The sequence below is a fragment of the Martinezella sp. CNPSo 3964 genome (assembly GCF_057784375.1).
In genome coordinates this window covers 571,334-590,456 of sequence record NZ_JBXSOW010000001.1, presented here as the reverse complement: position 1 = coordinate 590,456, position 19,123 = coordinate 571,334, and the positions used below count along the sequence as shown (strand labels likewise).

Here is a 19,123-nt window from a genome sequence, read left to right as displayed (position 1 = left end):
ATTGAAGAATGCGGGTTTCCTTCCTGCGCCGAAGCAGTTATGAACTGCCTCCAGTACATAATTTGCTAACGATTCCGCCCTCCGTGGAACGTCAAACCATCTGGAACAAGCGTCATGCGTCTGTCTCGTTACTTCATGCCCATCCTGAAGGAAAATCCCAAGGAGGCTGAAATTGTTTCCCATCGGCTTATGCTGCGCACCGGTATGATCCGTCAGCAGTCGCAAGGCATCTATTCCTGGCTGCCATTGGGCAAACGCGTGCTGGATAAGGTCAACAAGATCATCCGCGAGGAACAGAACCGTTCCGGCGCCATCGAACTGTCGATGCCGACACTGCAGTCGGCTGAGCTCTGGCAGGAAAGCGGTCGCTATGATGCCTACGGCAAGGAGATGCTGCGCATTAAGGACCGGCAGGATCGGCCCATGCTCTATGGTCCGACCAATGAAGAGATGGTCACCGACATCTTCCGGTCTTACATCAAGTCCTACAAGGACTTGCCGCTGAACCTTTATCATATTCAGCTGAAGTTCCGTGACGAGATTCGTCCGCGCTTCGGCACGATGCGCTCGCGCGAATTCATGATGAAGGATGCCTATTCCTTCGATCTGACGCAGGAGGGTGCTGTCCATTCTTACAACAAGATGTTCGCGACTTATCTGCGCACCTTCACTCGTCTTGGTCTGAGGGCGATCCCCATGCGTGCCGATACCGGCCCGATCGGCGGCAATCTCAGCCACGAATTCATCATTCTCGCCGACACCGGCGAGTCGGAAGTCTTCTGCCACAAGGATTTCGTCAATTTCGACATTCCGGGCGAGGACACGAATTTCGATGATGTCGCCGGCCTGAAGAGCATTTTCGACAAGTGGACCTCGGTCTACGCCGCCACCTCGGAAATGCACGACGAAGCCGCCTTCAACGCGATCCCTGAAGGTGACCGCCTGTCGGCGCGCGGCATTGAGGTCGGCCACATCTTCTATTTCGGTACGAAATATTCCGAGCCGATGGGTGCCAAGGTGCAGGGTCCGGACGGCAAGGAACATGCTGTCCACATGGGATCTTACGGTATCGGCCCCACACGCCTTGTTCCCGCCATCATCGAAGCATCGCATGATGAGAACGGAATCATCTGGCCGGCTTCGGTCGCTCCGTTTGACGTCGTGGTGATCAACATGAAGGCCGGGGATCAAGCGTGTGACGAGGCTTGCGAAACCGTCTATGCCGCGCTGTCGAGGGCCGGCAAGGATGTGCTGTACGACGATCGCGACGAGCGCGCCGGAACGAAGTTCGCAACGGCTGATCTGATCGGCGTGCCCGTGCAGATTATCGTCGGACCGCGTTCGATCGCGAGCGGCGAAGTGGAAGTGAAGGACCGCAAGACCGGCGCTCGCGAGACGATGACGGTCGAGGCAGCGATCAATCGGCTGGCAGGCTGATTGACGATACTAAAGGATGGAAGGCGAATGGCGGTGAGCGCGGCAGTGGAACAGCAGGAAAATTCGTTCAAGGCCGGCCCATCGTCTCGCCCGTTTTCCGGTTTCGAACGGCTTGTGGCTTGGCGCTATCTGCGTTCCCGGCGCAAGGAAGCCTCGATCTCGGTCATTGCCGGCTTCTCGCTGGTCGGCATCATGCTCGGCGTTGCGGCGCTGATCATCGTCATGGCCGTGATGAACGGTTTCCGCGCCGAGCTCTTCAAGCAGATCCTCGGCTTCAATGGTCATGTCGTTGTTCAGCCGATCGATTCGCCGCTGAACGATTATGCCGATCTGGCGAAGAAATTTTCCGCAGTTCCCGGTGTCACGATGGCCTTGCCGCTTGTCGAGGGCGAAACGCTCGCCTCCGGTCGCGGCGGCTCCGGCACCGGTGCACTGGTGCGCGGCATCCGCTCGGAGGATCTGACCAAGCTCAAATCGGTTTCCGATCATATCGTCTCTGGCGACATGGTCGGTTTTGCTGCCGGGCAGGGCGTTTTGGTTGGCAGCCGGCTGGCGCGGCAATTGGGTCTGACGGTCGGCGATCAGATCACGCTCACGGCGCCGGATGGCGACGTCACGCCCTTTGGTGTCAATCCGCGCGTCAAAGCCTACACGATCTCCGGCATCTTCGAAGTCGGCATGTCGGAATATGATTCCTCCGTTGTCTTCATGCCGCTCGAGGAAGCGCAAGTCTTCTTCAATGCTGAGGGCATCGTCGAGAAGATCGAGCTCTTTATCACCAATCCCGATGATGTCGACGATCTCAGACCGAAGATCGAGGAAGCGGCCGGGCGGCAGATCTTCCTGACGGACTGGCGGCAGGTCAATGCCACGTTCTTCTCAGCTCTGCAGGTCGAGCGCAATACGATGTTCATGATCCTGACGCTGATCGTTCTTGTCGCCGCGCTGAACATTATTTCGGGCCTGATCATGCTGGTGAAGGACAAGGGTAGCGATATCGCCATCCTGCGCACCATGGGCGCGACGTCGGGCGCGATCATGCGCATCTTCTTCATGACGGGAGCGGCGATCGGCGTCGTCGGCACGCTTGCTGGCGTCATACTCGGCGTCCTGGTCTGCCTGAACATCGAGTCTATCCGCCAGTTCTTCTCCTGGATTTCGGGCACCGTGATCTTCAATCCGGAAGTCTATTTCCTTAGCAAATTGCCGGCCCAGATGAATATCGGTGAGACCATCTCCGTTATCGTGATGGCGCTCACCTTGTCCTTCCTTGCCACCATCTTTCCGGCCTGGCGTGCCTCGCGGCTCGATCCGGTGCAGGCGCTGCGCTACGAATAAGGATACCGCATTTGATGAAACGCAACGTCGTTCTCCAGCTTTCGGGCGTGGAGCGTCATTACGGGCAGGGGGAGACGCGTCTGTCGATCCTGAAGGGGGCCGATTTCACCTTGCGCAGCGGCGAGATGGTGGCGCTTGTCGCCCCGTCAGGTACGGGCAAATCGACGCTTCTGCACGTCGCCGGCCTGCTGGAACACCCCGATGGCGGCGAGGTACTCGTCAATGGCCAGGCCTGCGAAGCCTTGCCCGACGACAAGCGTACGGCTGTCCGCCGCAGCGAGATCGGCTTCGTCTACCAGTTTCATCACCTGCTGCCCGAATTTTCGGCGCTTGAGAACATCATGATGCCGCAGCTCATCTCCGGCCTTTCGCGCAAGGATGCGAGTGCGCGTGCCGCTCAGCTTCTCGACTACATGCGTATCGGTCATCGGGCCGATCACCGCCCGGCCGAACTCTCCGGCGGCGAGCAGCAGCGCGTCGCGATCGCCCGCGCCGTCGCCAACGCCCCGCTGGTGCTTTTGGCGGACGAACCCACCGGCAATCTCGATCCGGATACCGCGCATTACGTCTTCGATGCGCTGGAAGCACTGGTGCGCCAGTCGGGCCTTGCCGCGCTGATCGCCACCCACAATCACGAGCTCGCCGCCCGCATGGATCGCCGTGTCACGCTGAGCGACGGCAAGGTGGTCGAAGTCTGATCGCTCGTTCAAGCATGCCGCGCAAAAGTGCGGAGCGGTTTTCCGACAACGACATGTGCAAAATCAAAGAGCTAAAGCATAGGAAGCGAAACTGAAAGATCGCGACGAGCTTTAGGGAACGATCAGGCCGCCGCGATAATCCAGCTCATAGGCCTTGCGGTCCTTCACCATGATAGTTTCATGGCCGGTGAAGTGGTTGCATGACCCGGTGCTGTGGTCGATATAGCGACCGTAGGCATGTTCGAATTCGAAGCCGCCGAGAAAGCGCTTTTCATCAAGATAGAGGCGCAGCAATGCTGCCTTGATGACCATACCAGCGCGCCTCCCGTCGATCAGGTCGGGCTCGACGATATGGCCGAAATAATTCATGGCCCAGACCGGCTCGCCATCGTGCCAGACAAGCTCCTGTCCGGCAAAATCGGTCCCGCCGAAATAGCTGTCGAGATAACGCCAGCGGCCACTTGCATAGCCGATGTCGTGCGACCCGTTGCGGCAGGATGGCAGTCTCTCTCCATCGCCGACATAGGTTTCCGCCTTAGCGGTGACAATGAAATCGTTCAGCTCGGCAAGATCCGGCATGACCCTCTCCAGTGGTGAGCTGGCAAGATGCCACCGGGTCGGTAATTTGTAAAGAACAAAAAGAGAACATTCGTGATTATTGGCCGTTTCCGCAGGCCTTCTGACCGATATCGTCCTGCCAGTCCTGGATACTGACAGTCTTGGCATCAGCCTTCAACGTCTTGCCGTCCTTGGTCACTTTTCCGGTCAGCACATTGTAGTCACAGCTGTGGCTGTTATCCGGTTCGAGCGTATCACGGGAGTCGTAGGTGTAGCCGGCAACCACGAAACTGTTGCTGCGATAGGCAAGTGTCAACGTCTGGTGCCAGCGATCACGTCCGATGGCATCATTCTGCGAGGTGATCGCGATTGAGCCGTTCGGCAGCGCGGAGATCGATGGCTCCTGGCCGTAGACGCCGTCCGGTGCGGCTCTGCCCCATATCTTATCCGGTGCGCTTGCGGCTAGCTGCAGTAAAGAATGTTCTCGGTCGCGTAGATAGATATAGATGCCGATGGAAGTGTCAGCCTCATCGCCCGGGGCGGGTGCGACCAGAAGAGCAAGGTCCGCACCGCCGTCCTTGTTCCAGTCACCGGTCGCGGCATCGACGATGCGGTTTGGTGCGATGGCGTCCTCGGCATGGACGGCGGTTGCAAGCGATAGAAGAATGAGAACGCAGCCAAGTGATTTCATCGTGATCTCCCTGTTTGCCTTTGCATAGCCTCGGCTTGCCTCGGCGTCCATCGGAGGGCTGAAAAGCCGCGCGATGAAATTTATTGATGCTTCTATTGACTCCTGAACAAAAATGGAACAAAAAAGAAACATAACGAGTAAGGAGCGCGTAGATGACCGATATTATTCGAGACGTTGCAGCATTCACTTCCATCGTCATGTTTGTTGCCAGCTTCTCCCTGATCATGATGGCGATGTAAGTTTTATCCCCCGTTTGCACATGCTGTTCCCATATTTGATGGGGGCAACTTATGGACTTTATGACCCGCAATGCCGAGAATGTCACCGATTCATGTGAGCATGCGGAAGGGTTCGAAATGGCGGATGTGGGTGGCAGCGGCGCGGCAACGCCGGTCGGCGAAATGCCGGAATTCGTGCACCTCAGGGTTCACTCCGCCTATTCTCTGCTAGAGGGCGCATTGCCGCTCAAGAAGATATTGGCCAAGGCTGCCGGCGACAGCCAGCCGGCCATCGCGATTGCCGATACCAATAATCTCTTCGTTGCGCTGGAGTTCTCGCAAAAGGCGATAGACGAAGGGTTGCAGCCGATCATCGGCTGCCAGGTGTCGATCGATATGGAAGATGGCGGCGAGGGCGAGAAGCGCGGGCCGCAGCAGGCTTTGGCAAAGCTGCCGTCCATCGTGCTGCTCGCCGCGACCGAGCAGGGCTATGAACGCCTCGTCGATCTGGTCAGCCGCGCCTATCTCGGCGGCGAAGGCAATCATGCCGTTCACATCGCAGCATCATGGCTGGACGAGATCGGCACGGAAGGCATGATCGCGTTGACAGGTTCGCTGACTGGCCCGGTCGACATGGCGTTGAAGGAGGGGCATGCGCCGCAGGCGCTCTCCCGGTTGCTGGCCCTGAAGCGCCTGTTCGGCGACAGGCTCTATATCGAATTGCAGCGCCATGGCACCTATGATCGCCGTCACGAGCAGAAGATGATCTCGATGGCTTACGAGCATGAGATTCCGCTCGTTGCAACCAACGAGGCCTTTTTCCCGACGCGCGACGATTATGATGCCCATGACGCGCTGATGGCGGTCGCCCATAACGCCATCGTTTCGGACGATACCCGCTTCCGCCTGACCCCGGATCACTATCTGAAAAGCCGCGCCGATATGGCGAAGCTTTTCGCCAATCTGCCGGAGGCGCTGGAACACACCGTCGAGATCGCCCGCCGCTGCTCCTTCATCCTGAAGACGCGCAAGCCCATCCTGCCGCGTTTCACCGGCGCCACCGACGATGCGGAGGAGGCCGAATGTGCGGAATCGGCAGAATTGCGCGCCCAGGCGGTCGAAGGGCTCGACCAGCGTCTTGCCTCGCTCGGCATGGCGCCCGGCTATGAGGAGAAGGAATACCGCGACCGGCTGGAGTTCGAGCTCAGTGTCATCGAGCGCATGAAATTCCCCGGCTACTTCCTGATTGTTGCCGACTTCATCAAGTGGGCCAAGCGCCACGATATCCCCGTCGGCCCCGGCCGCGGTTCCGGTGCAGGCTCGCTGGTTGCCTATGCGTTGACGATCACCGATGTCGATCCGCTGCGCTTCTCGCTGCTGTTCGAGCGCTTCCTCAATCCGGAACGCGTCTCGATGCCGGACTTCGACATCGACTTCTGCCAGGATCGGCGCGAAGAGGTGATCCGCTATGTGCAGGCCAAGTATGGTCGCGAGCAGGTGGCGCAGATCATCACCTTCGGATCGCTGCAGGCGCGCGCCGCCTTGCGTGACGTTGGCCGCGTGCTGGAAATGCCCTATGGCCAGGTCGACAAGATCTGCAAGCTGGTGCCGAACAACCCCGCCAATCCGACGCCGCTCAGCAAGGCGATCGAAGAGGAGCCGCGCCTGCAGGAGGAAGCGGACAAGGAACCGGTCGTTGCCCGTCTACTTGACATTGCCCAGAAGATCGAAGGCCTTTACCGCCACGCCTCGACGCACGCCGCCGGTATCGTCATCGGCGACCGGCCGCTGTCGAAGCTGGTGCCGATGTATCGCGATCCGCGCTCCGACATGCCGGTCACCCAGTTCAACATGAAATGGGTGGAGCAGGCCGGTCTGGTGAAGTTCGACTTCCTTGGCCTGAAGACGCTGACGGTGCTGAAGACCGCGGTAGATTTCGTCGCCAAACGCGGTATCAGCATCGATCTCGCCAGCATCCCGCTCGATGACAAACCGAGCTACGAGATGCTCTCGCGCGGCGAGACGGTTGGCGTGTTCCAGGTGGAAAGTGCGGGCATGCGCAAGGCGCTGATCGGCATGCGCCCCGACTGCATCGAGGATATCATCGCGTTGGTGGCGCTCTATCGTCCCGGTCCGATGGAGAATATCCCGGTCTATAATGCCCGCAAGCATGGCGAGGAAGAGATCGAGTCGATCCATCCGAAGATCGATTACCTCTTGAAGGAAACGCAGGGCGTTATCGTCTACCAGGAGCAGGTGATGCAGGTCGCCCAGGTGCTCTCGGGCTATTCGCTCGGCGAGGCTGATCTTCTGCGTCGCGCCATGGGTAAGAAGATCAAGGCCGAGATGGACCAGCAGCGCGAGCGCTTCGTCGATGGTGCCATCAGGAACGAGGTTTCGAAGGGGCAGGCCGACGTTATCTTCGATCTCCTGGCGAAGTTCGCGAATTACGGCTTCAACAAGTCGCACGCTGCTGCCTACGCCATCGTTTCCTATCAGACCGCCTATATGAAGGCGCATTATCCGGTGGAGTTCCTGGCGGCGTCGATGACGCTCGATATGTCCAACACCGAAAAGGTCAACGACTTCCGCCAGGACGCCAAGCGCCTGGGCATTGAGGTCATTGCGCCTTCGGTGCAGACCTCGTTCCGTCATTTCGAGACGGGCGACAACCGCATCTATTACGCGTTGGCCGCCATCAAGGGCGTCGGCGAATCCGCTGTCGACCATATCGTCGAGGTGCGCGGCGACCAGCCTTTCGCCGGTATCGAGGATTTCTGCCTGCGCATCGATCCCAAGCAGATCAACCGCCGCGTTCTGGAAAGCCTGATCTGCGCCGGCGCTTTCGATTGCTTCGAGATCGACCGCGCCCAGCTGATCGCCGGCCTGGACCGCATCATGGGCTATGCCCAGGTGGCGCAGGAAAACAAGCGAAGCGGTCAGCATGACATGTTCGGAAGCGCTGCGTCAGGCCCGGAAAAGATCGTGCTGCCGTCCTTCACGCCCTGGCTCGCCTCGGAGCGGCTGCTGCGTGAGTTCCAGGTGCTCGGCTTCTATCTGACGGCGCATCCGCTCGATACCTACAAGAGCGTGCTCGACAAGATGCGCGTGCAGCCCTTCGCGGATTTTTCCGCCGCGGTGAAGCAGGGCGCCAGCAACGGCCGCCTTGCCGGCACCGTCATCTCGAAGCAGGAGCGCAAGACGCGCACCGGCAACAAGATGGGCATCTTCGTCTTCTCCGATGCATCGGGGCAGTTCGAAGCCGTGCTCTTCTCGGAAACGCTGAACCAATATCGTGACGTTCTCGAAGTCGGCAAATCCTTCGTGATAACGGCCCAGGCGGATGAGCGCCCGGAAGGCATCAGCCTGCGCCTGCAGACCGCGCAGTCGCTGGAGGAGAAGTCGTTGCAGATGCAGAAGGCGCTGCGCGTCTATGTCCGCGATTCCGGACCGCTGAAGGCGGTTGCCGCGCATTTGAACGCCAAGGGCGATGGCCTCGTTTCCTTCATCGTCATCAAGGAGGAGGGGATGCGCGAGGTGGAGGTGGCCTTGCCGGAGAAATACCGCATCACGCCGGAAATCGCCGCCGCATTGCGCACGGCACCCGGCGTGATCGACGTGGAGCTCGTCTAGCCCTTTTTCCCGAGCGCGCCGTTGTTGGTGATGGTGATGAAATCGGTCTCGTTGCCGGTTTCCGGCCCGACGCCTGTATCGGAAATCGTCAGCGATGAGCCGGCCGTCAGCAGATCCTCGATGCGGTGGCGAACATCATCAGGGATGGTGATGCGGCTGAGCGCTTGTCCGGCTGCGTCGAGCGATTGCGATTGTTCCTCGCTGGTGATGCCGTATCGCTTCTTCGTCTGCTTGCTCAGATCTTCTTCCAGCGTCATGCCAAACCAGTCGGCCTTGCCGCTGATGCGATCGATCGCGTTGGCGGTGAAGAAATGCACGCCGAGTGCTTCTTGCGGCTCGGCAATGATGGCCGGTCCTTCGAAGAGCGGCTTGAAGTTCTGGCGAACCATGATCGCACCATTCGGCGGTTCGCCCTTGCCGGCGGTAGCATAAACAGCCTTCATCAGTGCGGGACTGACAAGGCCGCCCGTTGTCTTGATGTCATGCGCCTTTTTGAAGTCTTCGATCGCTTGCACTGTCGCCGGCCCGAGCATTCCGTCGGGCGTTCCGGTGATGAAGCCCATCCCGTTCAAAATGCCCTGGAGGTCGCGCACGTTTTCGCGCAGGCCGCGGCGGGTGATGAGAATGCTGAGCGGCGCGGGATCGGTCGGCGGCGCTAGAGTTTCCTGTGCCTTCGGTATCTGGATCGAGGTCACATCGTTCGTCGCGACCTGCAGGGATTGCCCCTGCGGCAGAAAGCTTGCGGTCATCGGGCGCAGTTCGATGCCGGAAAACAGCGCTGGCGGCGGTGCTGCCAGCGGCTGGAACAGCATCGAGTTTTCAAAAGGCTGCGGCACCAGCGGCTGATTGGCGATGACGACGTGCACGCCGCGCTCGGTCATCTGGTAGAGCATCTTGGCAAACGCTTTCGGCATACGCACGCAGCCATGGGATGCCGGATAGTTCGGCACCGAATTCGATTCATGCAGGGCTATGCCCGACCACGTCAGCCTTTGCATGAAGGGCATGGGAGCAGCCGAATAGAGATTGGACTCGTGATAAACCTTCTTTTCCAGAATGGAGAAGATGCCGCTCGGCGTCGTGTGGCCACGCTTGCCGGTCGAAACCTTCGAGGTCGCGATCACTTTGTCGCCATCATAGACCGCAAGCGATTGCTTATCCTTCGACACCACGATCTGCAGGGTGCGGGAATCTGGCGCAGCTAAGGCGGGGTGGGAAAGGGCGGTGGCCGACAATAGCGCGAGCCCAAGCAATAAAAATGGCTTCATAGACACAACCAAAACGCAATACTCGTTGCACCCAAGGTTAGACTTCGAAGTTTAAGGAAGACTTGCCGAAAGGCACCGCCTTGTTGCCGCTGCGAAAGCATGTGGCCGCTTTGCTACAGCCGAATACGCATCGCCGAAGCGGAGCGGTCAAACTCTGCTTCGGCGATGACTGAAAGCTTAAATTTTGAAAGGTCAGTGGACGCTGGAGGCTACCCAGTTGTGCCAGTCCTGCTCGCTGCCGTGGAAGGCGTTGAGGTCGATCCTGCCCTCGACGCCGTGCGATACGCCAGAGCCGGAATATTGCCAGAACAGCCATTTGCGGCCGGGATAGACCTTGGACGGATGTTGAGCCACGGCGCGCAGCCAGAAGGGATAGTTGAGCAGCTCGCCGCTCAGATTGTCGCGATAGAAATCCGGCGCGGTGTAGACGATCGGACGCTGACCGTAATGCTTTTCCAGCTTGTCCATGAAGACCTGCATCTTTGCGAGAACCTGCTCCCGCGAGGGACGCCGTTTGCAGCTCGATTCGCCGTTCCACTCCACGTCGATAACAGGCGGAAGAGCGCCGGCCTCCTTCGGGACGTTGCGGATGAACCAGTCAGCCTGCTCGCCAGCGGTCCGGCACCAATAGAAGAAATGATAGGCGCCGTGCTTCAGGCCGGCCTGCTGGGCGGCCCGCCAGTTCTGCTTGAACATGGGATCGAGATGGTCGCCGCCATCCGTCGCCTTGATATAGACGAAGTTTGCACCCTGCGTGCGCAGTGTGTCCCAGTCGATTTCGCCCTGCCAGCGCGAGACGTCGACGCCATGGACGGCGAGCTTCCGCGGCGAAGTGGACGCACCGAAGTTGATCGGCTTGGCATCGCGGAAGCGATGGCTGTAGATCTGCATCGGCTGCTGCCGCAGGGCGCGGGGCATTGGGTTCGAAGGCGAGAGCATGGCAAGCGGCCGTTGTAGCGGCACGGGCGTGTCGCCGTCATCGCCCTGGTCGGAAGGCATTAGCCCCTCCGGACGCAGATTCGTCGGCATAGCGACTGCGAGAGCCTGCTGACGCTCGACGCGCGAAACCGTTTCGCCGATTTCGACCGACGGCACCGGTCTACTGGTCTTTGCGATGGAGCTGGTTAGTTCTTTCGAAGGCGGGGCGGCTTGCGCGGCTTCGCGCTCACCTCGGGCGGCGCAGCCTGAGATCGTCAGGCAGGCAAGAAGAATGGTCGATACAGCCGATAGACGCATAGGAACCCGTACGCAAAACACAATCGACGACGAATACACATCGCCCGGAACTCACAGAATCTGAGTCCTAATGGAAATTTACCAAAAAAGTTTGAATCCGAGCTTTCTCGCGCAAAAGAATCGCGCGCGTAGCGCAACTATTTGCGGTGCAGTCAAATATCTCCATCCGGTGACTTATTGTAAGGCATTGTTATTTATGGCGTTTATCGCCAAACGTATAACCGGTCTCGACCGTCTTCCTGCCGAATTTTTCTTGCAGCTTGTCCATGGCTGCTTCCGCAGCGGCACGTCGCGTCGCCTGTACGTCGATGAGATCGGGTGGGTCGGCCCGCCCGGCATCGCCAAGATCGGTAACGCCGATGCCGATGAGGCGGAACTTCGTCCCGTCCGTTTCAGGCTCGAGCAACCGCAGGCCGGTGCGGAAGATCCGGTCTGCAAGCTGCGTCGGGTCCTCCAGGCGGCGATTGCGCGTGCGGATCTTGAAATCCGAGGTCTTCAACTTCAGCACGACAGTCTGGCCGGCAATGCCGGTGCGCTTCAGCCGGCGGGAAACCTTTTCGGAGAGATCGCGCAGGATCGGCACGAGATCCTCATGGCGCCAGATGTCTTCGAAGAAGGTGGTTTCGGAAGACACGCTCTTCGCAGCTTCGTTGGGATGCACGGTTCGGTCGTCGATGCCGCGCGACAGGCGGAAAAGCCGTTGGCCGATCACGCCGTAACGGCGCATGAGGTCACCTTCCTCCATGGCCTGCAATTGGCCGATGGTGCGGATGCCGTCGCTTTCGAGCGTTGCGGCGAAGGCCTTGCCGACCCCCCATATCGTCGTGACCGGCCGCGGCTCAAGGAAGGAGAGCGCCTCTTCCCGGCCGATGACGGAAAAGCCGCGCGGTTTCTGCAGGTCCGAGGCCACCTTGGCGAGAAACTTGCAATAGGAAAGGCCGACAGAAATGGTGATGCCGATTTCCTGCTCCACCCGCTTGGCGAACTTGGCGAGGATGCGAGCCGGCGGATCGTGATGGAGTCGCTGCGTTCCTTCGAGCTCGAGAAAGGCCTCGTCGATCGAAAGCGGCTGCACCAGCGGCGTCAACTCCTGCATCATGCCTCGAACCTCGCGGCCGACACGGCCGTATTTTTCCATGTTCGGGTGGATGACGACGGCCTGCGGGCAGGCTTCTAGCGCCTTGAACATCGGCATGGCGGACCGTACCCCATGGATGCGGGCGATATAGCAGGCGGTTGAGACGACGCCGCGCTTGCCGCCGCCGACGATGACGGGCTTGTCGGCCAGTTCCGGATTGTCGCGTTTTTCGATGGACGCATAGAAGGCATCGCAATCGATATGCGCCAACGTCAGCGCATAGAGCTCCCGGTGATAGACAAGGCGAGGGCTGCCGCAGCTGCGACAGCGCGCGCGCGTGGCCGATTGCTCGCTCAAGCAGTCGCGACAGAAGCCGGAGATCTTGTCGGGCGCAGGGGTCATCGAACGAGAACAAAAATTGAACATCGTCACTTTATGTTCTAAGCTCGCGAGTCTCAAGCTGGAAAACTGCCGGGGAGGCGGGAGTGCAGAATTTAATTGTGCAGCCATTGACGCCGGATCGATGGGCCGATTTCGAGACGTTGTTTGGGCCAAGCGGCGCCTGCTATGGTTGTTGGTGCACCTATTTCCGCGTCCCGACATCGCAGCGCAAGACGATGGACGCAGCAGCAAAGAAACAATTTATCGAGAAACGCATCTCGGCAGGGCCGCCGCCTGGCCTTCTCGGCTACATGGACGGCCAGCCGATTGCATGGGTGCAGGTTGGTCCGCGAACAGAGCTGCCACAATGGAATTCGCCGAAGACCGTATCGCGTCCGCTCGATCCCGCCGATGCGGAGGATAGCTCGGTTTGGGCCGTGAGCTGCTTCTTCATGAATTCGAAGGATCGCGGCAAGGGGCACAGCCACCGCATGTTGTCGGAGGCCGTGAATTTCGCCCGCGCTTCCGGGGCGCGGCTGCTGGAAGGCTGTCCGATCGAGCGGACGAAACAGTCGAAGTCCGTCGGCCTCTATGTTGGCTCGCAACGCATATTCGAGGCGGCAGGATTTTCGGAGGTTGCGAGGCGCAAGGATGGTCGGCCCTTGATGCGCCTCGTCTTCTGAAATTGGCCCGAGACTTAGCGCGCGATATGGGCCTGGATCAGCGGCGCTGCCTGGCTCCATTCGTTGGCTTCCGGGATACCCGCCGGCGCGGCTGGCGCCATGCGGTGAACGATGGAATCCGGTTTCAGATTGATGAGGAGGCATTCCGGAACATGCTCGCTGACCGAATGCAGATTATGGGCCATGTCGTCGACGAAGGCGACCGGCATCATGCGCTGGCGATGCAGCGAGCGCACGATCGGCCCCTTTGGCTGCAGCGAAGCGAGCAGAGGGTAGGCAAGCTCGAGCCTGTCGAGAAGGCGGCGTCGCTGCTCCCAGAACTGCGGCGGCATCGCCGTGAGAAAAACGATGTCGGCGTCTTTCGAGAATTCATCGAGTGTGTCGACGACGCGATCGAAAGGCGTTTGCCACTGTTCCTGCGCTTCGAAGAAGGCTTCGATCAGCCGATGAACATCCTTTTCTTCCAGCGCAGAGCCATTGGCCGTGGAGACGATATTACCCGTCAGCCGGAAGGATCGCGGCAGGAATTCATAGCCTTCGGCGTCGATAAAGGTCAGGAAAGGCGCGAAGAAATGCAAGACGACGTCGTCGACATCGCAGACGATCAACGGCCGCTCCTGCAGCCGGATATGCGATACGTCGAATTCGAGCGGGGCATCCATGGTCAGTATTCTCCAGAGGCAAGGCCGGGCGGCGAAAAATGCGCCGACGCGGCGGCGACGGCCTCCGGCGCAATGCCGCTTGCCTCGCAGAAGGCCAGCAATGTCGGTTCGTGGTTCATGAGAAAGTCGAGCATGCCGGCGAGAAAGGCAGGCTCGTTGATGGCGTTGCGCACCTGCACCGGTTCTACGCCGGTCAGCGCCAGGAAGCGGCCGAACATATCCGGTTCGTTGGCCAGCCAGCCGAGTACGGCGATCGCAGTCTCTTGCGGGTCGGCCGCATTCTTCTTCGGGTTCTTGAAGTTACTTTGCATTTTGAAGGGTGAGTTACCTATTTTTCAACCAAATGCCGGTAGTTTGCGATTCAAGTATTTCTGGAATCGGTTCCTCGCGACCCTATATTTCGAGAGAATGGATGCAATACCGGATGCAGGGACAGCTTTCCATGCCTAAGCAGGTAATGATTGTAGAAGACAATGAGCTGAATATGAAGCTCTTTCGCGATCTGATCGAGGCTTCCGGCTACACGACGATCCAGACCCGTAACGGCATGGAGGCGCTCGACCTCGCGCGCAAGCATCGCCCCGATCTGATCCTCATGGACATCCAGCTGCCGGAGGTTTCCGGTCTGGAAGTCACCAAATGGCTGAAGGAAGACGACGATTTGCACGTCATTCCCGTGATCGCAGTCACGGCCTTTGCCATGAAGGGTGACGAGGAGCGCATTCGCCAGGGCGGTTGCGAGGCCTATGTCTCGAAGCCGATTTCAGTGCCGAAATTCATTGAGACCATAAAGACCTATCTGGGCGACGCCTGATGATGGGGAAGAGCTGATGACCGCACGCATCCTGGTAGTCGACGATATTCCGGCCAATGTGAAGCTTCTGGAGGCGCGGCTGCTTGCCGAATATTTCGAAGTCCTGACGGCTGAAGACGGCTTGAAGGCGCTCGCCATTTGCGCGAGCACGCAAGTCGATCTCATTCTCCTCGATATTATGATGCCCGGCATGGATGGTTTCGAGGTGTGCGAGCGGCTGAAGTCCGATCCCCGCACCACGCATATCCCTGTCGTCATGGTCACGGCGCTCGATCAGCCCGCCGACCGTGTGCGCGGCCTGAAGGCCGGTGCCGACGATTTCCTGACCAAGCCCGTCAACGACCTGCAGCTCATTTCGCGCGTCAAGAGCCTGCTTCGCCTCAAGACTTTGAGCGACGAGCTGCATATGCGCAACGAAACCGCGCGCAATTTCGGTATCGATGATCTGATGCGGGCTGGCGATGGCCGCGCCGAGGAAGCCGGCCAGGTGTTGTTGGTCGATGGCCGCGCCAATTCGCAGGAACGTATTATCCGTACGCTCAAGCCGATTGCCCAGGTCATCGCGATGTCCGATCCGCAGGCCGCTCTGTTCGAGGCCGCCGAACGGCCGTTCGAACTGGTCATCGTCAATTCGAATTTTGACGATTACGACCCACTGCGGCTCTGCTCGCAGCTTCGTTCGCTGGAGCGCACGCGTTTTCTGCCCGTGCTGCTGGTGACGGAGCAGGGGGCAGACGACATGATCGTTCGCGCGCTGGATCTTGGCGTCAACGACTATATCGTCCGGCCGATCGATCCGAACGAGCTCGTTGCTCGCTGCCTCACGCAGATACGCCGCAAACGCTACAACGATCGCCTGCGCGCCAGCGTGCAGCAGACCATCGAGCTTGCCGTCACCGATGCGCTGACAGGCCTGCATAACAGGCGCTACCTCGACAATCACCTCAAGGTGCTGTTCGATCGCTCTCTGGCGCGGGGCCGACCACTCTCGATCCTGATTACCGATATAGATCGCTTCAAGACCGTCAATGACACCCATGGCCATGATGCCGGCGATGAAGTTCTCAAGGAATTTGCCGCAAGGATCCGCTCCACGGTGCGCGGCGCTGATCTCGCATGCCGTTATGGGGGCGAGGAGTTCGTTGTGGTCATGCCGGATACGCCTGCTGATACGGCCGCCGCGGTCGCCGAACGCCTACGCGCTGTGGTAGAAAATATGCCCGTGAAATTGCGCGAGAACGGTGTTGCGCTTAACATCACCGCATCCTTCGGGATCTCGTGCCGTTTGGAGACAATCGAGACGCCGGAGCAGTTGATGAAGCAGGCGGATCTTGCGCTCTACGAGGCTAAAAGAGCAGGACGTAACAGGGTTGTAGCTTCAGCGGCCTAGGGGTGAACGGCCAAGGAATGCGACTACCCGTGAATATTGAGGGTATTTTTCAGGTTTTGAACAACAATTCAAATTTTTTTGTTCTTTATCCTGCGGGCATAACCACATAAACCCATTTTGAAGAAACGCTGCATACTTATACTTTTGAATTTGGTGGATGCCTTCGCTTTTTGAGTGCTTTTGAAATATTCTTGTTGTGTTTGCATATAGTTTTGTTTTGTTGACGGTTTGATGATGTGATGTCGGTTGGAAGGTGATGGATTAACTAAGTGTAATTTGTATATTAAAATGCTCTTTAATATCTGTATTCGATCTTTTCTACCAAGGGAGGCGTTATCACTTTATTCTTGATGGTTTCTTGAGCCTATTTCACTAAGACTATCGGACATTCCTTTCCACCAAAGTCATGAATTTTAACCATCCGAGCAGACAAGTATTTTTTATCATTAAGAATTTGTTGATTTTCTTTCGATTTCGCGCGAATTTAGTCCCGGACATGGACAACCCGCAAGGGTTTCGAGATACCCCATGATGCTCAGGTCCGCCGCATCTCCTGGGTCGTGGGGTCGGTCGGCTGGCAGGCAGAAAATAACGGTTCCTCGTGCCGTTTTGCAGGCTAGCCGGCCCCCAATTTAAAACGCCGCTCTTCGTTCATCGAAGGCGGCGTTTTTCTTTTTTGCCGAAGTGACCAGGCCATTGCTCAACTCGGGCGTTTTCCAATTGATGTTGCAAAATCGGACGCCGGTCGAGACGACGCCGACAAAACCAAAAAAGGCGCCAACCCGAGGGTTAAGCGCCTTTTTGTAACCTGAGGTTTAGGAAACTTACTTGATCTTCGTTTCCTTGAACTCGACGTGCTTCTTAGCAATCGGGTCGTACTTCGTCTTCGTCATCTTGTCCGTCATCGTACGGCTGTTCTTCGTCGTGACGTAGAAGAAACCGGTGTCGGCCGTCGACAGCAGCTTGATCTTGATGGTGGTAGCCTTGGCCATGGTCGTCCTGCCTTTAATAAAAATGAACGCCGTGGACGGCCAGTGCGGAGGTCCACGGCGAATTCTGGCGCGAAAATACAAATCGCGCCCGAAAAGTCAACCTCTGTTGCCCATGAAAAGCAGCCGTATCCCCGAAAGGAAGACATAAAGGCCGAAGAAAAAGGCCACAGCCCAGGCAAAACCGCTGGGATTGGCGAGATCCATGGCGGTGCCGATCGTGGGCGGGCCAAGAACCATGCCGACGGCGTAACAGAAAACGAAGGCTGCGTTCGCGGCCACAAGATCGACGCCGGTCAGCCGCGTGCCGAGATGGCTCAGGCCGACCGTATACATGCCGGAAACGCAGCCGCCCCAGAAGAGCAGGATGATGGCGAGAATGATCCAGTTCGATGACAGCGATGGCAGCAGCAGCGCTCCAACAAACCCGATAGTGGCCATGATCGACAGCAGCGGCCGCTTGTCGCGCATGCGATCTGCAAGCAGCCCGAGCGGAATCTGAAAGACGAAATTGCCCACACCCATGACGGTCAGCAGCAGCGCTGCCTGCGATTCGTTGAAGCCGAGGCGCGTCGCGTAGCTCGTGAAGAGCGATCCGCCGCCGACCGTCACCGCGCCGAAGACGAAGACGGCAGCCGTCGCCGTCGGCACCAGGAAGATGTAGCGCACGAAATGCAGTTCCGGCTTCTCGTCGACGATCGGGCTCTCGTTGCGGGCGATGAAGATCGGAATGGCGGCTGCCAGGATGATGCAGGCGCCGATGATGAAGGGCATCAGGCCTTCGCTACCGACGACGGAAAAGAGCAGGGGGCCGGCCGCAAAGCCGAGGGAGAAAACTGTGGAATAAAGGCCGAGCACGAAGCCGCGCTTGGAAGGCGGCGAGGCCGCATTGATCCAGAATTCCGACAGGATAAAAAGGGTCGTGGTCGCACCATGGAACACGATGCGCAGCGGAAACCACAACAGCAGGTTTTCGGCATAGTAGAAGCCGAGCGAGCTCAGTGCCGACAGGAAGACGGCCCAGATCATCGTTTGTATCACGCCGAAGCGATGAGCGAGCTTCGTGGTGATGACAGCCGCCAGCATCGAGGCGACGCCCATCATCGCGGTATTCAGCCCGATCAGGCTCGAGGGAACGCCGCGTTTTTCGAGAATGATGCTCAGAAGCGGCAGGCCCAGCCCGATGGCGATGCCGACGGCAGACACGGAGGCAATGGCTGCGACGAGCGAAGGCCAGTGAATTTCTTCGACATGGCCGGCCTTGTCGTTCGTCGGTTCAAGCATAAACAAATCCCTGGGGCATGAGGCGGGCGAATCGATCCGAATGCGGAACACAGGAAGGCACGGCTCGGCCAAATTCAGGTGACGGGTCGGCTTTCATGTGATCGGTCACACCCTCCGGAATAGTCCCTATGACGCGCGGCATGTTCAGACAAGAAATGCTGCTCATGTCAAGCGGTTGCCGGTAAAGCAATTCGCCTGAAGCACGAATAAGCAACAAAACCTCTGCAGTTTCCGATATAGAAGCGCAATGCTTGGAAACAATCTCTGCCGTCGATAGAGACCGGCGGCATGAAGCGGACAGCATGGTCACGACTTGCCGTTTCCTTGATCCCATTCCTCCGGGCTGTCGTCATGACCGCCGAAGCCATGCATGCGGAGCGCCCATTGCAGGCCGATGACGCCGCCCTTGATCGGCTGGATGATGGCAAGCGCCGCGATAATGGTGATGGGTGCCCAGATAGCGAGATGCGCCCAGAGCGGTAGCTTGAAGGTCATGTCCGTCAGCATGTAGCCGCCGACGATGAGGTGGCCGAGAACGAGGATCACCAGATAGGGTGGCAGGTCGTCGGCGCGTTGATGGGAGATATCTTCGCCGCAGACCGCACAATGGTCGACAGGTTTCAGGAAGGCGCGAAAGAGCTTGCCGGTGCCGCAGCGCGGGCAGCGGTTCAGCATGCCGCGAGTGATCGACTGTCCGAGAGGGCGTTCGTTTTCGTCTGAACCGCCGAAACGGATGGGGGAGTCGGATGGGCTGCCCGTCATGAA

The 19,123-nt window shown here is 58.7% G+C and carries 18 protein-coding genes; 7 read left to right on the top strand and 11 right to left on the bottom strand.

The features are described 5' to 3' along the window. Positions 1-114 precede the first annotated feature (114 nt). Genes proS through AC13Q5_RS02905 form a run of 3 tightly spaced genes read left to right on the top strand, consistent with a single transcriptional unit; the run spans position 115 to position 3,473 of the window. The gene (proS, locus tag AC13Q5_RS02915; protein WP_488500800.1) at positions 115-1,437 is read left to right on the top strand and encodes a proline--tRNA ligase; all 1,323 of its coding nucleotides are present in this window, start codon (positions 115-117) and stop codon (positions 1,435-1,437) included. A gap of 27 nt (positions 1,438-1,464) precedes the next feature. Further along, positions 1,465-2,775: a lipoprotein-releasing ABC transporter permease subunit gene (locus AC13Q5_RS02910; RefSeq protein ID WP_075852296.1), complete on the top strand. Its 1,311-nt coding sequence runs from the start codon at positions 1,465-1,467 to the stop codon at positions 2,773-2,775. Positions 2,776-2,789: 14 nt separating this feature from the next. Continuing rightward, positions 2,790-3,473 (top strand): ABC transporter ATP-binding protein, encoded by a 684-nt coding sequence (locus AC13Q5_RS02905; RefSeq protein WP_075852297.1) that lies wholly within the window; start codon positions 2,790-2,792, stop codon positions 3,471-3,473. A gap of 111 nt (positions 3,474-3,584) precedes the next feature. Here AC13Q5_RS02905 and AC13Q5_RS02900 read toward each other — a convergent pair whose 3' ends face one another. Continuing rightward, the gene (locus AC13Q5_RS02900; protein ID WP_488500799.1) at positions 3,585-4,052 is read right to left on the bottom strand and encodes a DUF5680 domain-containing protein; all 468 of its coding nucleotides are present in this window, start codon (positions 4,050-4,052) and stop codon (positions 3,585-3,587) included. Positions 4,053-4,128: 76 nt separating this feature from the next. After that, on the bottom strand, positions 4,129-4,722 hold the full coding sequence (locus tag AC13Q5_RS02895) for a hypothetical protein (protein ID WP_488500798.1): 594 nt from the start codon (positions 4,720-4,722) through the stop codon (positions 4,129-4,131). Between the two features lie 356 nt (positions 4,723-5,078). Between AC13Q5_RS02895 and dnaE the strand changes: the two genes are divergently transcribed. After that, positions 5,079-8,573: a DNA polymerase III subunit alpha gene (gene dnaE, locus AC13Q5_RS02890; RefSeq protein WP_488501158.1), complete on the top strand. Its 3,495-nt coding sequence runs from the start codon at positions 5,079-5,081 to the stop codon at positions 8,571-8,573. Here dnaE and AC13Q5_RS02885 read toward each other — a convergent pair. The 3 genes from AC13Q5_RS02885 to AC13Q5_RS02875 form a co-directional block, all read right to left on the bottom strand. Beyond that, entirely contained in the window at positions 8,570-9,841 is a 1,272-nt protein-coding gene (locus AC13Q5_RS02885) for a L,D-transpeptidase family protein (protein WP_488500797.1), read from the bottom strand. The two genes, dnaE and AC13Q5_RS02885, sit on opposite strands and share 4 nt — an antisense overlap. A gap of 192 nt (positions 9,842-10,033) precedes the next feature. After that, on the bottom strand, positions 10,034-11,077 hold the full coding sequence (locus AC13Q5_RS02880; protein WP_075852300.1) for a glycoside hydrolase family 25 protein: 1,044 nt from the start codon (positions 11,075-11,077) through the stop codon (positions 10,034-10,036). A 190-nt stretch (positions 11,078-11,267) separates the two neighbouring features. Then, positions 11,268-12,557 (bottom strand): DNA polymerase IV, encoded by a 1,290-nt coding sequence (locus tag AC13Q5_RS02875; RefSeq protein ID WP_488500796.1) that lies wholly within the window; start codon positions 12,555-12,557, stop codon positions 11,268-11,270. Between the two features lie 83 nt (positions 12,558-12,640). Between AC13Q5_RS02875 and AC13Q5_RS02870 the strand changes: the two genes are divergently transcribed. After that, on the top strand, positions 12,641-13,219 hold the full coding sequence (locus tag AC13Q5_RS02870) for a GNAT family N-acetyltransferase (RefSeq protein WP_075852301.1): 579 nt from the start codon (positions 12,641-12,643) through the stop codon (positions 13,217-13,219). 14 nt (positions 13,220-13,233) lie between these two features. On the opposite strand, the gene AC13Q5_RS02865 is transcribed toward AC13Q5_RS02870, so the two are convergent. Beyond that, positions 13,234-13,881, bottom strand: coding sequence for a hypothetical protein (locus tag AC13Q5_RS02865; RefSeq protein WP_488500795.1), 648 nt, complete (start codon positions 13,879-13,881; stop codon positions 13,234-13,236). Positions 13,882-13,883: 2 nt separating this feature from the next. Continuing rightward, positions 13,884-14,192 (bottom strand): DUF3572 domain-containing protein, encoded by a 309-nt coding sequence (locus tag AC13Q5_RS02860; protein ID WP_457880099.1) that lies wholly within the window; start codon positions 14,190-14,192, stop codon positions 13,884-13,886. A 131-nt stretch (positions 14,193-14,323) separates the two neighbouring features. Here AC13Q5_RS02860 and AC13Q5_RS02855 point away from each other — a divergent pair, with 131 nt between their 5' ends. Together AC13Q5_RS02855 and AC13Q5_RS02850 are read left to right on the top strand one after the other, a co-directional pair. Continuing rightward, positions 14,324-14,695 (top strand): response regulator, encoded by a 372-nt coding sequence (locus AC13Q5_RS02855; protein WP_028754034.1) that lies wholly within the window; start codon positions 14,324-14,326, stop codon positions 14,693-14,695. A 16-nt stretch (positions 14,696-14,711) separates the two neighbouring features. Further along, positions 14,712-16,085, top strand: a complete 1,374-nt coding sequence (locus AC13Q5_RS02850) for a PleD family two-component system response regulator (RefSeq protein WP_457880100.1) — start codon at positions 14,712-14,714, stop codon at positions 16,083-16,085. 824 nt (positions 16,086-16,909) lie between these two features. Here AC13Q5_RS02850 and rpmG read toward each other — a convergent pair. The 4 genes from rpmG to AC13Q5_RS02830 form a co-directional block, all read right to left on the bottom strand. Continuing rightward, a complete protein-coding gene (gene rpmG / locus AC13Q5_RS02845; protein ID WP_003587245.1) occupies positions 16,910-17,077 on the bottom strand; it encodes a 50S ribosomal protein L33 in 168 nt (55 codons plus the stop codon). 96 nt (positions 17,078-17,173) lie between these two features. Beyond that, complete coding sequence (locus tag AC13Q5_RS02840; protein ID WP_488500794.1) at positions 17,174-18,358, bottom strand: MFS transporter; 1,185 nt, start codon at positions 18,356-18,358, stop codon at positions 17,174-17,176. After that, entirely contained in the window at positions 18,351-18,668 is a 318-nt protein-coding gene (locus AC13Q5_RS02835; RefSeq protein WP_143525393.1) for a hypothetical protein, read from the bottom strand. The genes AC13Q5_RS02840 and AC13Q5_RS02835 overlap by 8 nt, the downstream gene beginning before the upstream one ends. Then, positions 18,665-19,120 (bottom strand): DUF983 domain-containing protein, encoded by a 456-nt coding sequence (locus AC13Q5_RS02830; RefSeq protein ID WP_075852306.1) that lies wholly within the window; start codon positions 19,118-19,120, stop codon positions 18,665-18,667. Before AC13Q5_RS02830 ends, AC13Q5_RS02835 begins: the two co-directional genes overlap by 4 nt. Positions 19,121-19,123: the final 3 nt, after the last annotated feature.

Excerpts from the sequence above, each read along its gene's own strand:
- proS (WP_488500800.1), top strand. The coding sequence starts at position 115 with ATGCGTCTGTCTCGTTACTTCATGCCCATCCTGAAGGAAAATCCCAAG.
- AC13Q5_RS02910 (WP_075852296.1), top strand. The coding sequence starts at position 1,465 with ATGGCGGTGAGCGCGGCAGTGGAACAGCAGGAAAATTCGTTCAAGGCC.
- AC13Q5_RS02905 (WP_075852297.1), top strand. The coding sequence starts at position 2,790 with ATGAAACGCAACGTCGTTCTCCAGCTTTCGGGCGTGGAGCGTCATTAC.
- AC13Q5_RS02900 (WP_488500799.1), bottom strand. The coding sequence starts at position 4,052 with ATGCCGGATCTTGCCGAGCTGAACGATTTCATTGTCACCGCTAAGGCG.
- AC13Q5_RS02895 (WP_488500798.1), bottom strand. The coding sequence starts at position 4,722 with ATGAAATCACTTGGCTGCGTTCTCATTCTTCTATCGCTTGCAACCGCC.
- dnaE (WP_488501158.1), top strand. The coding sequence starts at position 5,079 with ATGGCGGATGTGGGTGGCAGCGGCGCGGCAACGCCGGTCGGCGAAATG.
- AC13Q5_RS02885 (WP_488500797.1), bottom strand. The coding sequence starts at position 9,841 with ATGAAGCCATTTTTATTGCTTGGGCTCGCGCTATTGTCGGCCACCGCC.
- AC13Q5_RS02880 (WP_075852300.1), bottom strand. The coding sequence starts at position 11,077 with ATGCGTCTATCGGCTGTATCGACCATTCTTCTTGCCTGCCTGACGATC.
- AC13Q5_RS02875 (WP_488500796.1), bottom strand. The coding sequence starts at position 12,557 with ATGACCCCTGCGCCCGACAAGATCTCCGGCTTCTGTCGCGACTGCTTG.
- AC13Q5_RS02865 (WP_488500795.1), bottom strand. The coding sequence starts at position 13,881 with ATGGATGCCCCGCTCGAATTCGACGTATCGCATATCCGGCTGCAGGAG.
- AC13Q5_RS02860 (WP_457880099.1), bottom strand. The coding sequence starts at position 14,192 with ATGCAAAGTAACTTCAAGAACCCGAAGAAGAATGCGGCCGACCCGCAA.
- AC13Q5_RS02855 (WP_028754034.1), top strand. The coding sequence starts at position 14,324 with ATGCCTAAGCAGGTAATGATTGTAGAAGACAATGAGCTGAATATGAAG.
- AC13Q5_RS02850 (WP_457880100.1), top strand. The coding sequence starts at position 14,712 with ATGACCGCACGCATCCTGGTAGTCGACGATATTCCGGCCAATGTGAAG.
- rpmG (WP_003587245.1), bottom strand. The coding sequence starts at position 17,077 with ATGGCCAAGGCTACCACCATCAAGATCAAGCTGCTGTCGACGGCCGAC.
- AC13Q5_RS02840 (WP_488500794.1), bottom strand. The coding sequence starts at position 18,358 with ATGCTTGAACCGACGAACGACAAGGCCGGCCATGTCGAAGAAATTCAC.
- AC13Q5_RS02830 (WP_075852306.1), bottom strand. The coding sequence starts at position 19,120 with ATGACGGGCAGCCCATCCGACTCCCCCATCCGTTTCGGCGGTTCAGAC.